At 50.1% G+C, this 14,825-nt stretch carries 6 protein-coding genes; all 6 read left to right on the top strand.

Annotated elements, in window-relative coordinates:
- The first annotated feature begins 53 nt into the window (after window positions 1–53).
- The 6 genes from CIL02_RS01575 to CIL02_RS01550 all read left to right on the top strand — a co-directional run bounded on the left by CIL02_RS01575 (window position 54) and on the right by CIL02_RS01550 (window position 14,770).
- Window positions 54–773 carry a gliding motility-associated C-terminal domain-containing protein gene (locus CIL02_RS01575; protein ID WP_094398729.1) on the top strand — a complete coding sequence of 240 codons (720 nt, stop codon included), beginning with the start codon at window positions 54–56 and terminating at the stop codon, window positions 771–773.
- A complete protein-coding gene (uvrA, locus tag CIL02_RS01570) occupies window positions 766–3,612 on the top strand; it encodes an excinuclease ABC subunit UvrA (RefSeq protein WP_094398728.1) in 2,847 nt (948 codons plus the stop codon). Before CIL02_RS01575 ends, uvrA begins: the two co-directional genes overlap by 8 nt.
- A gap of 43 nt (window positions 3,613–3,655) precedes the next feature.
- The gene (locus CIL02_RS01565) at window positions 3,656–5,287 is read left to right on the top strand and encodes an endonuclease (protein WP_240513491.1); all 1,632 of its coding nucleotides are present in this window, start codon (window positions 3,656–3,658) and stop codon (window positions 5,285–5,287) included.
- A gap of 296 nt (window positions 5,288–5,583) precedes the next feature.
- Window positions 5,584–8,571, top strand: a complete 2,988-nt coding sequence (locus CIL02_RS01560) for a hypothetical protein (protein WP_094398726.1) — start codon at window positions 5,584–5,586, stop codon at window positions 8,569–8,571.
- Window positions 8,572–8,701: 130 nt separating this feature from the next.
- On the top strand, window positions 8,702–11,047 hold the full coding sequence (locus CIL02_RS01555) for a S8 family serine peptidase (protein WP_094398725.1): 2,346 nt from the start codon (window positions 8,702–8,704) through the stop codon (window positions 11,045–11,047).
- A gap of 27 nt (window positions 11,048–11,074) precedes the next feature.
- Window positions 11,075–14,770 carry a leucine-rich repeat domain-containing protein gene (locus tag CIL02_RS01550; protein WP_141210079.1) on the top strand — a complete coding sequence of 1,232 codons (3,696 nt, stop codon included), beginning with the start codon at window positions 11,075–11,077 and terminating at the stop codon, window positions 14,768–14,770.
- Window positions 14,771–14,825 lie beyond the last annotated feature (55 nt).

The following is a 14,825-nucleotide window of genomic DNA, read 5'->3' as shown; positions in this document are numbered from 1 at the left end:
GTGGTTAAATCAACAATAATCCGTATTTTTGCATGAATAGAATGATTTTAGCAATGAAAACAAAGGCAATACTACTTATTTTTACTGTGATATGTGTCAATATTAGTGTCCTTGCGCAGGATGTGCCAACCATCTCTCCGCTCGTGACATATCTTAACAGTGACGGCGAGGAGCAACAGGGCACAAGCGTCTCGGAGTCAGCCCCACTGGAGGCCACTTTCACGTCGGGAACAGAGAACGCAGACGGATGGAACGCACATTACGAGTGGAGGTTCTACAAGGACGGCAAAAGGGACAGTCCGTATCTCATCAGATACGACGAGACCACCACATACACGTTCAACGATGCCGGAGCACACTATGTGGAGCTCTACGCCACCTTCACGCAAGGCAATGATACCGTATGTTTTACGGATGAGTACTGGACATCGGAAGGCTCGCCCATTACCATATCCATCTCCGAGAGCAAGCTTGAGATGCCCAATGCCTTCTCGCCAAACGGCGACGGCATCAACGACATCTACAAGGCCAAGGAGGGCTACCAGAGCATTGTGGAGTTCCATGCCTACATCTTCAACCGCTGGGGACAGAAACTATATGACTGGGACGACCCCGCAGGAGGCTGGGACGGCAAGTACAAGGGCAAGGATGTCGCACAGGGAGTATACTACTGCCTGGTGAAAGCCAAGGGTGCTGATGGCAGGAACTACAGCATAAAAAAGGACGTAAACCTTCTCAGAGGATATACAGAAGAGACAACAACGAATGAATAATCAGGAAGAGAAAATAGAAGTCTACGGCGCAAGGGTTCACAATCTGAAAAACGTTGATGTGGTGATGCCCCGCAACTCGCTGACCGTCATCACCGGCCTTTCTGGGTCGGGGAAGTCATCATTGGCTTTCGACACCATCTTCGCTGAGGGACAGCGCAGGTATATAGAGACCTTCTCTGCCTATGCGCGCAACTTTCTCGGCAACATGCAACGGCCCGACGTAGACAAGATTACGGGATTGTCGCCTGTAATCTCCATCGAGCAGAAGACCACCAACCGCAATCCCCGCTCTACCGTCGGCACGGTAACAGAGATTTATGACTATCTGCGTCTGCTCTATGCGCGTACGGCCGACGCCTATAGCTACGTCAGCGGGGAGAAGATGGTGAAATATACCGAGGAGAAGATAGTCGGCATCATCGAGACAGCATATTCCGGCAAGCGCATATTCATCCTTGCCCCGCTTGTCCGCCAGCGCAAGGGACACTACAGGGAGCTTTTCGAGAGCCTTCGCCGGAAAGGCTACCTTTATGCAAGAGTCGACGGAGAGGTACTGGAGATTACGCGCGGCATGAAGACCGACCGCTACAAGAACCATAATATAGAGGTGGTGATAGACAAGATGGAGGTCAGAGAAGGCGATGGCGAGCGGTTGCGGAAAAGCATTGAGACTGCCATGAGGCAGGGCGACGGTGCTATTGTCATACTCGACAAGGACAGCGACGAGTCACGCAGCTTCTCGAAGAAGCTCATGGATCCCGTTACTGGTATCGCATATAGCGACCCGGCTCCGAACATGTTCTCGTTCAACTCTCCCGAAGGTGCCTGCCCGCATTGCAAGGGACTGGGATGGGTCAACGAGATTGACATGGAAAAGGTTATACCAGACAACACGCTGAGCATAGCCGACGGTGCAATTGTTCCTTTAGGAAAATTCAAGAACCAGATGATATTCTGGCAGATAGAGGCTATTCTTACCAAGAGCGGCATGGCCCTCAGCACTCCATTCAAAGACATTCCCAAGGAGGCGGTCGACGAGATAATGTTTGGCAGCATTGAGAACGTTCGCATTCCGAAGGAGAGAGTCCATACGTCAAGCGACTATTTCGTTGCTTACGATGGCGTGGTGAAATATCTGCGTTCCGTAATGGAGAACGACGACACAGCGGCGGGACAGAAGTGGGCAGACCAGTTCCTGGCTGTCGCGGAGTGTCCCGAATGTCACGGCCAGCGTCTGCGCAAGGAGTCGCTGGCATACAGGATATGGGACAAGAACATAGCCGAGCTGTCGCATTTCGACCTCAACAACCTCAGGGAATGGCTCGACGAGCTGCCTGACCATCTTAGTTCCACACAGCAGAAAATAGGCAACGAGATACTGAAGGAGCTGAGGACGCGTGTCGACTTCCTGTTGCAGGTAGGGTTGGGCTATCTGTCGCTCGACCGTCCGAGCGCCTCTCTCTCCGGTGGTGAGAGCCAGCGCATAAGGCTTGCCACACAGATAGGCTCGCAACTCGTCAATGTGCTCTACATCCTTGACGAGCCGAGCATAGGCCTTCACCAGCGTGACAACTGCAAGCTGATAGAGTCGCTGAAACAGCTGCGCGACATCGGCAACACGGTAATGGTGGTCGAGCACGACTCCGACATGATGCTGGCAGCCGACTATATCGTGGACATCGGCCCGAAGGCAGGACGCAAGGGAGGCGAGGTGGTGTTTCAGGGTACGCCAGAGGAGATGCTTAGGGAGCATACACTGACAGCCCAGTACCTCAACATTGAGAAAACCATCAGCATACCGTCAAAAAGGAGGAAGGGCAACGGAAAATATATAAGGATAAAAGGCGCGTGCGGCAACAACCTAAAGAATGTCGACGTGGAGTTCCCACTGGGCAAGCTGATTGTGGTGACGGGTGTCTCAGGGTCGGGGAAGTCCACTCTTATCAACGAGACCCTACAGCCCATTCTGAGCCAACACTTCTACCGTTCGCTGAAAACACCCATGCCCTACTCCAGCATAGAGGGTATTGAGAATATCGACAAGGTGGTGAATGTAGACCAGAGTCCGCTGGGACGCACTCCAAGAAGCAATCCCGCCACATACACCGGAGTGTTCTCTGACATCAGAAATCTCTTTGTCGCCCTGCCTGAGGCTCAGATAAGAGGCTACAAGCCCGGACGTTTCTCTTTCAATGTCAAGGGCGGACGTTGCGAGACTTGCGGCGGCAACGGCTACAAGACCATAGAGATGAATTTCCTGCCTGATGTCATGGTGCCTTGCGAGGTCTGCCACGGCAAGAGGTACAACCGCGAAACCATGGAAGTGCGCTACAAGGGAAAGTCAATAGCCGATGTTCTCGACATGACCATCAACCAGGCTGTGGAGTTCTTCGACGCCGTGCCGTCAATATCTCAGAAGATAACGGCGCTGCAGCAAGTTGGACTGGGGTACATAAAGCTCGGACAATCGTCTACAACACTCTCGGGAGGCGAGAGCCAGAGAGTGAAGCTCGCAACGGAACTGGGAAAGAAAGATACCGGCAAGACCCTCTACATACTCGACGAGCCTACAACGGGACTTCACTTCGAGGACATACGCATACTGATGGATGTCCTGCAGAAGCTTGTCGACAAAGGCAATACCGTAATCATCATCGAGCACAACCTTGATGTGATAAAGCTTGCAGACCACATCATTGACCTTGGACCGGACGGAGGACGGGGCGGAGGAGAGATACTGACAACGGGAACCCCGGAGGACGTTGCCAAGTCGGACAAGGGATATACGCCAATGTTCCTGAAAAGGGAACTCGACAGGCAACAGAAAACCAACAGCTGAAAAATACTGCAATACAGGCATAAACCAACAAAATATATTTGTAATGAACAACAAAGAATTACATCAAACCTTTTCCTGCCATGCCAATTCCATGACAGGTGCGAGCACAAGAGAATGGCCAGGCAGAAAAGCCTGTGTCGTCACTACCCTTTTGCTGTTCCTCACATCAGCATTGACTTGGGCACAGCCAAACGGTACTGGCACGTACTACCAGAGCGCCGACGGCAACAAGGGCAAGAGTCTCAAGACGGCCCTGTATGATATAATCAAGTCGCCGAGCGTAAAAAGCTATAGTGACCTGTTTGAATGTTATAAGTCTACTGACCTGCGCCCCGACGGCAAGATATGGGACATGTACTCGAACATAACAAATTTCGACCCCGACAAAGACCATTCCGGCAACTACTCTGGCGAGGGCGATATGTTCAACCGTGAACATTCGTTTCCAAAGAGCTGGTTTGGTAACGCGTCACCGATGAACTCCGACCTCTTCCATGTAATCCCTACAGACGGCTATGTGAACAACCGGCGCAGCAACTACCCCTTTGGCGAGACTAATGGCGACAGCTACAAGTCGAACGGAGGCTTCAGCAAGGTGGGCTCATGTACCACACCAGGATACTCAGGAACCGTTTTCGAGCCAAACGACGAATACAAGGGTGACTTTGCGCGCATATACTTCTACATGGTAACATGCTATGAGTCGAAAGTGTCATCATGGAGCAGTCCCATGCTTGCGGGCAACTCATACCCTGCATACACACAATGGGCCATAGACATGCTCCTCCGATGGGCTGCCAACGACCCCGTAAGCCAGAAGGAGATAGACCGCAACAATGCCGTATACAAGATACAGGGAAACAGAAATCCATACGTCGACTACCCGGGACTGGAGCAGTATGTATGGGGCAACAAGACCGACATCGCATTCTCTTACGACAATTACGATGCAGAGGTAACACCTGACCCGGAGCCTAATCCAGACCCGGAGCCAGACCCAGACCCAGACCCAGACCCTAATCCTGACCCAATAGAGGGTGAGCAGACCTACGTCAAGGTAACTGACAACAGTGAAATACAGAGTGGAGCACACTGCCTGCTCGTATACGAGACCGAAACCAAAGGCTATGCCCTCGCAGACATGATTTCGTCTGGCAAGGCCTATAGCTATACAAGCGTGACCATAAGCAACGACCAGATTACTACCGAGGTTAACGCCGACGGCATGCCGCACGAGCTGTTGCTTGGCGGCGAACCGGGTGCATACACTATTTATGACACAAAGTCTAATGTTTACCTCTCGCTTCCATCATCCGACAACGCCCTAAAAACTGCTGAGACGGTAACAGGCGCAACGGAACAGTGGACAATAAGCATAACGGACGGATATGCTGACATTCAGAACAACAAATATACCAACCGGACGATAAGGTACAATAGCGGTAGTCCGCGATTTGCATGCTACTCGTCGGGACAGCAACCTGTATCGCTCTACAAGCGCAAGGCCACCAGCTCTATAGGTGTTATTGACAACGATGCCACTACTAATGGCAGCTGCGTCGTATATTCGGTTGATGGCAGACGTGTTGGAGTATACAAGAACGGACAAACCATAACAAGCGGACTCCGTAAGGGTATATATATAATAGGTGGAAGAAAGGTGGTCGTAAAATAGTCAGCCCCACCAACCTGATGCGTTTTCAACATTCAAAATAAATAGGCGAGATTATCCAAATTTCGCCTATTTGCTTTGTTTTCATTATTATTTATTGTGCAAAACCGAAGATTTATTGAATAAATTACTCATAATTGTACTATTTGTTATAACTTTGCACGGCTTTTGGTATTCTTGATAACTAACATACCGACAGATTACACATGTTACAATATCTACGAGTATATGGTATCAGGCTCTTACCTTCAACAAGTTACAACTATTTATTATTAATACACAAATAAAATTAAGGTTTTATGAGACAATTCTACAACATTATGTTGCTTATGCTCCTGAGCATGATAGGCTTTACGGCCAATGCCCAGAACATTAAGGTGACACTAAACATCGATGATCCTGACAAAGTGTCTGTTCAGGTTAATTATGTTGCTCAGACAATGGTTGCGGGTAACAACGAAATAGAGCTTGAGCCGACACAATACGGTTATTATCCGACGATTAACGTCAAGGCTGTCAATAACGCACTGCTGACTGCCGTAACAAAATCCAACGGCAACAAAGAGTATGTAAACGCCCTTAGTGAATGTAACATTTATCCAAGCTCTGCCGACGATGGAGCTACCTGGACTATAACTACATCTACAGAGGAGGAGTTCCGTACAGCATCTGTAATAGTGAAGTGCGACCATCCCGACCAGGTTCAGATACAGCGCAGCGGTTCCAATTCGTACGTCACTCTTACTGAGAACGAGCAGGTTGTGAAATACAATCCACAGTTGGAGAACACGCTTTATATATCTCCCAGAAATTATGGCACATCTTTCTACTCCGTAACTTTCAACGATACCCCAATAGCCATTAATTACAACTCCTATACTGTAAACCTCGATGGCAACAGCAATAGCGTTCTGGATATTCAGACAGCATACCCTGAGGACATGACCTACAATTTCAGGATTGAATATGCAGATGCTATTAAGGCCAACGGTTTCATCACTTCTGTAACAGCCGATGGCGAGACCGTAGACCTTGCACAATGCCTGAGTCAGGAGGGTGTTGAGCTGCCAGCAGGAAAGAGCGTTGTGGTAAGCGGAAACACACAGGACTACAAGTACGACTCCTTTACCGTAAATGACCAAAACCAGAATTTCTACGGCACCTACAGCTTCAATATCACATCGGCAACAGTCATCAAAATAGACGCGCATAAATACGGCAACGTTACAGCAACTGTAAATATTGATGACCCAAACAACATCTCTGTGTTCAATAACACTTACGATGACGGCAACCCATTGACACTGGAGGGCAACACCATAACTCTCTCAGAGAGGAATGCCAACCTATACTTCAAGCCTGCATCAGGATGCAGCATAACATCGTTCAAAGTGGGCGAAGAGGAGAGAACAGCCGACTATAATGGTGCCTACTTCGTTACTGTTGCCGACGGAATGGTTATCAACATCACTACCGAGGCCTCGAAGCGTGAGGATGTCCTCACTATATGGGTTGATGACGTTACTGCCATAACATCCGAATACGGCATTCCTACCCTTACTTTCAATGACCGCTCCACCCACAAGCTCTCGACAGGCGAGAACATCATCAACTTCAACAAGGACAAGGACGTGCCCATGCAGTTCAGCTCCTTCTCGTCACAGTACCAGAGCGTGTTCCTCAACGACACCAAGCTTGCTCCATTATATAGCGGCGGTACTTCATATCAAATCAATACCCTCAACAATGGAGACTACATGAAGGTTTACCTCGCCTCCTTGCCCGAGACCTACAAGGTTAACTTCAAGCTGGGGCTTCTCGTGAGTGCGGCCGACGTGGCAGCCGTTAAGTGCAACGGACAGGCTTTGGCCAACTGGAGCGAGGGTGTGGAAATCCTGAACGATGCCGCAAAGACCATTACCATTGAGCCTGCTGTTGCAGGAAGCATTGTGGTAAAGGTTGGTGACGAGACCATAGAGGCTACTGACGGTGCGTTTGTTGTAAACGTAAACGGTGATACAGACATAGAGATTACTGAGGCTGACGCTACCCAGGTAGAGACTGTCAACCTGAAGCTGGTATACAATGGTGAGGCTGAGGGCTGCGTCAGCGAGCTTCTCCTCGACGGCACACCATATAACGTTGCTGACTTCGCTACAACGGACGGCGTGAACATAAAGACTGGAAAGAAGATTACAGTCAAACTTAACAAGACCGACTACAACGTTACCTCGTTTACCGTAAACGATGTGACACAGTACTTCAATACCGAGTATACAGGTGAGATTTCTTCCGCTACTGTTATCAGCATTACAGCAACTAAGTACAAGACTCTGACGGCAACTGTCAACATTGACAACGCTGACAACGTGAAGGTATTCAATGCCTCCTACGACAACAACATGCCACTTACCATCGTGGACAACAAGATTGAGGTGAACGACAATAACCCCAACCTCTACATCAAGCCAAACACCGGCTGCTATATCATCTCCGTGACTGCTGACGGAAATGCGGTATCGAAAGATTATAATGGCGGTTATTCTATAACTGTTACAGACGGCATGGTCATCAACGTTGAGTCTGCCGTTATCAACCGCGACCAGAAACTTACCGTGTGGGTTGACGATGCATCCGCTACTACGTATGGTGCTCCACAGATTACATGGAACGACCGCTCGACCCTCAACTTGCAGACTGGTGAGAATGAGGCTATGTTCTACGAGGGAGATGTTCCTATGCAGCTGAGCGCATACGGCTCAACATACATGACCGTATTCCTCAACGACACCAAGGTTGCTCCTGCCTACACTGGCGCAACATACTATGTATTCAACACCCTGGCCTCAGACTCATACATAAAGATGTATCTCGCAAGCGAGCCATCTGTCTACAATGTCTCGGTGATTCTGAGCGAGAAGGTCAGCGCAACAGATGTTGCCTCTATAACCGTCAACGGTGTTGAGACAACAAACTGGAGCGAGGCTGTACAGGTGTTGGCTGACTGTAAGGCAACAGTGGTTATCAAGCCTGCTGACGAGAGTGCAATAGCCGTAAAAGTTGGTGACGAGGAGTACCATGCACAGGATGGCGTGATAACTGTTTCTGTCGATAACGAGGCTGTAGTAAATATTGTCCCTGAAATAGAGACTGGCATCGGCAACATCGGTAATATATTCAGCAACAATGGCAAGGTATACAACCTCCAGGGAGTGGAGCTTGGCAACAGCAAACTGACCAAGGGTATATATATCGTCAACGGCAAGAAGGTTGCCGTTACAAAGTAATCCTAATGATTATTAATGTTGATAACAACTTCTTAAAGTAAAGTGGGTATTGGCAGAAGAGTGAAATCTCTGCCAATTCCCCTTTTACGTTTCATAATAATAACAATAATATCATCAATAACAATAAATTATGAAAAGACAACTACTGTCAGCAGCCTTGCTTATGGCCACTTTGTCAGTGTCGGCTCAGTCGAAGCTCGACCTGTCGAGTCAGGCCACACTACGCAAGCTGCGCTTGGAGCAGAAGAATCCCTCGGCATTTGCCTTGGCGAAGGGATTGCGTAAGATTAAACAGGACGTCGGCGTGCCGGCATCGAGCGTTCTCGCCATTGCCAAACTCAGCGATGGCGTAACCGAGGACGACCTCAGGGCTCAGGGCGTAAACGTCATACGTACAAGTTTTGGGTTTGCCTTCATTGCCATCCCTCTCGACGATGTTGAGAGAGTAGCATCGCTGAAGAGCTTCAATGCCATACAGCTCGAAAGGGATGTCATGCAGCACATGAAGTACGTGCGTGAGGCTACCGGGGTGGACAAGGTCCAGCAGGGAATAGGCCTGAGCAAGGCTTACACGGGCAAGGATGTTGTGTGCGGTATTGTAGACAACGGCTTCGACATCAACCACATCAACTTCAAGGACGAGAATGGCCAGAGCAGGGTGAAATATTTTGAGACCGTGGCTATCAACAACAACTTCACAAGCTATGACGACTATCTGAAGATAACGTCATACAATACTCCGGAACTGATAGCAAAATACACCACTGACAACAACTCCACCTATCATGGTACACACACCATGGGTATCATGGCCGGAGGATACAAGGGTGCCACCAAGGCTGCCCTGCTGGCAGGCGATGACATGCATAGCGCGACTATCGAGGACAACACGTCCAACCCGTATTACGGTGTGGCTACAGATGCCGACATCATAGCGTCATCGTGCAGCTCACTTACCGACATACAGATAGCCAAGGCCGTTGAGGACCTTGCCATGTATGCGGACTATGTGAAAAAGCCCGTTGTCATAAACCTTTCCCTCGGTACCAACCAGGGCACCCACGACGGCAAGGGTGTGATATGCCAGTTCTTCGACATCCTTGCCGAGGAGCTGAATGCCAAGATAGTCCTTGCCTCCGGTAACGAGGGTAACCTGAAGATGGCCGTCCACAAGACGTTTGTAGCTGATGACACCACTCTGAGGTCGTTCATCGAGGGTGATGAGCACTCCGTCGAAGGAGGCAACAAAGCATACATTCGCTATGGTCAGATGGACTTCTACGGCAACGATACCAAGGCGTTTAAGATACAGGCTGTCATCTGCAATACAGAACGCAACACCATTATAAAGAGATTTGAGGTACCAATGACTGATGAGGCAAACAATGGCGTATGGCAGTACTGGTGCTCCTCGAATTTCAAGCAATATGATACCGACATCCTTGACACATCGTTCGACAAGTATTTCAGCGGCTATGTAGGAATGAGCTGGACCGTAGACTCCGTAAGCATGCGTAGGTATGCTACCATTGACGTCTATGTAATTGACAATCCTGAAACCAACGCCAACCATAAGTACCGCTTAGGTTTTGAGATTGTCGGTGAGGACGGACAGCGCGTTGACGGCTATGCCGCTACCTATACCGCTACCTTCGACAACAACGGCATAGCAGGATGGGATGACGGAACGGCCGACGGCTCAGTCAGCGACATGGCAACAGCCATGGGTACTCTATGCGTAGGCTCATACAGCACTACCGACAGCTGGGCACAGCTCGACGGATATGCCTACAGCCAGCCTGGAAGCGATGTTGTGCGTGGCGAGGTGACACCGCTCTCCTCGTATGGCACGCTTATCGACGGGCGCACCCTACCCCACGTGCTCGCACCTGGTGCGTTCGTTGTGTCTTCCATGAACAGATACTATATGCAGGCTATTGGCCTGGCCGATGCCGACACGCTGTTGTCTGCCGTTGCCCTGACAGATACCAAAGACCCATACGCATGGTCAGCCGGTACTTCCATGGCATGTCCTGTAGTATCGGGTATCATAGCTCTATGGCTTGAGGCTGACCCAACGCTCACCATGGACCAGATAAAGGACATCATCAGCAAGACATCCGTAATTGACGATGCCCTGCGCAAGGCTGACCCTGCACAAATTGGAGCTGGCAAGATAGATGCCTACGAGGGCATTAAGGAGGTGCTGCGCCGTAAGGGCGACAATACCGGCATCAGAAATCTGCAATCGGACAACAACCGTCTCGTGGCAACAGCTGTTGGCGACCGTAAGGTGAAGGTGTTCGTAGCAGGCGAGAAGCAGCTCAAGGTAGAGGCATTCGCAATGTCTGGAAACAGCGTGGCCACCGTAACTGCCAACGGTGACGAGGCTACAGTAGACCTGTCAGCCTTCCCCAAAGGCTCATACGTAATACGTGCCAACGGCAAGCTGTCAAAGTGTATTCTCGTGAAATAATAACATAAACAAATAAATATCAGCAACATGAAGAAAACGATTTCCCGATGGCTCGGCACGGCTATGGCTGTTGTGGCTGTGGCGTTATCGCCGCTGACGGCATCTGCCCAGGCCAGCCAAGAGCCTATCATCGAGTTCAAGACCACCATCAACACCCAAGATGTTGAAGCACCTGCGGTAACAATCCTTCTTGGCGGCTTCAAGCAGGAGACAGACTATATTGACATAGACTGCGGTTTCGGACCAGAGGAGCATGAGCTTATCCCGGCAACTATCAACACCGAAACAGGAGGATGGGATGGAGGAACACCGGTAACATGCACCGTAACGTCATCTGGTATTGTGAAGATTTATGGCGACGCATCGAACATTGCCGTCATTAACTTCGAGGGATGCTACATCTCCGACCTGAAGATGGCCGAGATGCCAAACCTCTATTATATCAACCTCGACCACAACGAGCTTCACCAGCTCGACCTTTCCGCCTACCCTGCCCTACAGGCCATATCGGTAAGCGACAACCCCTTCGACGCAGCACCTCTCAAGATTGGCGGCAACAAGCCCAACCTGATGCTTCTTGAGATGGGGCAGACCTCAAATCTCGACCAGTCGTTCAACCTCTCCGACTACCCTAAACTGGTGTCGTTCGGAGCTATGGCCAACAAGGGTCTCAGGACACTCGACCCATCAGGATGCCCAAACCTGCAGCGCCTGTCTATCGACGGTACAAACGTGCAGACGCTCGACTTGTCGAAGAACCCCAACATCACCATACTCAACATCAGCGAGACCGGCATCAAGGACATCGATCTGAGCAACCTTAAATACCTGCAGCAGTTGTATGTCGACCACCGCTCTGCTTCGGTCAACGCACAAGCCAAGCTGAAGAAACTCGACGTGAGCAAGAACAAGTCACTCGTTTACCTCTTTGCCAACGGCAACGAGCTTACAGACATAGACCTTACAAACAACATCTATCTGCAGCAGCTCTATATCGGCGACAACAACCTGACGAGCATCAACCTCGACAACAACACAAACCTGATTAACGTCATGCTGGCAAACAACAAGTTCACATTCGCCACCCTGCCCCTTCCCGGCAACTGGAACCAGTATGACTACTATCAGAAGAACATGGAGATAGCCAAGACCGTAAAGGTCGGTGACGTGCTCGACTATTCCGACAAGGTGCTCCGCGAAGAAACTACTACTACATGTGCTGTGTATTATGTCCCAGAGGACTCTGCAGGACAGGTTTATCCTCTGGCAGAGGAATACTACACCTATGCCGACGGAAAGGTGACATTCCTCATGGCTCCTGAGGACAGCGTGTTCCTGGCTTTTGCCAACGACAAGTTCCCGAACATACAGCTCGACAAGCAGCCTCTGCGCACGGACAAGTTCAAGGTGAAGACAGCAGAGGACTTCGGTAAGGACGACATGACCATCACGGTTATCACTCCTGTAAACCTTGCAGGCTCTGACATCGTCATGAAGGTCGGCATGGCCGGGGCAACTCCTGATAATCCAAAGACTTTCTACATCGTCGACGGCAACGGCAACAAGAAACAGTTCAAGGCTACTACTGACAGTCTGCCTGAAAGCCCGAACGTGAACATCCATGTGGCAAGCAACACAGCCTATGTATACGTACCACAGGATGAGGTTGCTACAGCTCTGGCCATAGACAACCAGAAGCTGCAGAGCATCAACCTCAGCATGGCCAGAACGCTGAAATATCTCAGCCTCACAAATACCGGACTCACTGATATTGACCTGGGCTACAACAAGGGACTGCTCAGCCTCACTCTGACAGGCAACAACTTCAACACTCTGAACATAAGGGGCGTGAACGACGCCTACCAGAAGACCCTGCTCCAGGACATCAACCTGAGCAACAACCAACTGACTGCCGTAACGCTCAACGACATGGGAACCATACACAACCTCAACCTGAGCAACAACCAGCTCACAGAGCTGTCGCTCAAGGATGCAGACAATATGGAGACCCTGGACCTGAGCAACAACCAGCTGACTGAGGTCAACGCTAACTACTGCACGCTGATGACTGACTTCAACATCGCCAACAACAACATCTCAAGCATTACCATGCCATCGGAGCTGTCGTTGCGACGCTTCCATTGCGAGAACAACTCTCTCTCGTTCGCCAACCTGCCGCTGCTGCCAAACATCGAAGAGTATGTATACGCTCCTCAGAACATCATAACCATTCCTGTGAAGTCGCCAGGAGTAGACCTTCAGGACCACAACATCAACGGACAGACAGTATACACATGGAAGAACATCGACGGTACGACGCTTACCGAGGGTACGGACTACTCAATCGTTGACGGTATGACACGCTTCCTCGACCCCATCATCGGCAAAAGCGTTTACTGTGAGATGACCAACGAGCTCTTCCCGGGACTCACACTCACGACCACCAAGGTGCAGGCTGCCGAGATGCCAAAGAACAAGATTGCCTCGTTCACCACATTGGCTGACGGCACGGCAACAATGATTCTCAGAGCCAAGGAACCAACCATCATCTGCATTGACTGGAAGGGTGCGGGCATGGCCGTTGAGACATACTCTGTCTCGGATGACATTCTCACAACGGAAATAAAGACCTACGCCAACAGCAATTGCGCTATCTACTCCTACGATGACAACTGCCCATTGTACGTGCTTAACATCACTGGTGCAAAGCTTGCTGATGTAGACCTGTCGAATATGAAGAACCTGGTTCTGGCTGCCGTTATCAACGCCGGCATAGACGCAATAAAGCTTCCAGACACCAACACCCTCACGGAGCTGAAGCTCGACTACAATAACTTCACTTCGATTGACCTGTCACGCTATGCCGCACAGCTTGGCCTGCTCTCTATGAACAACAACCAGCTGACAGCGTTCGACGCTACAGGTATGGACAACCTCTTCAGCCTGTCCTTGGCCAACAATGCACTGAGCTCCGTAAAGCTTAATGCACCAAGTGTATGGAACGTTGAGCTTTCAGGCAATCAGCTGGAGTCTATCGACCTCACGAATTTGCCTAACCTCTATCAGCTCTTCTTGAGCAACAACCGTCTAAAGACCATCGACTTGTCGAAGAATACCGGTCTAAGGATACTGCACATCGACTATAACCGCTTTACCTACAGCACCCTGCCTATACCAAATGCTCTGTATGGCTCATACCAGTATGGCAATCAGGAGCGCATAGACATCGTGCCCGACGCAAATGGTATAGTAGACCTGGCAAGCGAGGCAACTGTTGACGGCACTCCGTCGACATTCCGTTGGTTCGTTGGTGACCCATGGTACGATGAGAACACGGGTGAGCTTACAGGAGAGGAACTGTATGTTGACGAGGAGTACAACGTGAAGGATGGCATAACAACATTCCACAAGCCTATAACCGATGTAGTTTGCGCAATTCTCAACGACAAGTTCCCCAACCTAACCATCCTTACCAATCCTGTGGACATCACATCTACTCTTGGCATAGATGGCGTATCTGCCGGTAACGAGGTTGAGGTATCTGCAACAGACAGATGGATAACCGTCAAGGCCGCTACTCCTACAGAGGCTGCCGTCTATACAGCTGGTGGTGCCTTGATTGGCAAGACCAAGGTCAACGGCACTGCCTCGGTCAAGGTGCCCTCAGCAGGCGTTTACGTAGTGAGGAGCAACGGCACTGCCACAAAGATTGCCGTAGACTAACCTGACGACTTGCAAAATTCACAAACCAACATGAGCCGTATCAACAATGCCGCAA

Source organism: Prevotella sp. P3-122 (assembly GCF_002251365.1).
Taxonomy (GTDB): domain Bacteria; phylum Bacteroidota; class Bacteroidia; order Bacteroidales; family Bacteroidaceae; genus Prevotella.
The sequence above is the reverse complement of the archived record's forward strand: the minus strand, read 5'-3'. Positions and strand labels throughout refer to the sequence as shown.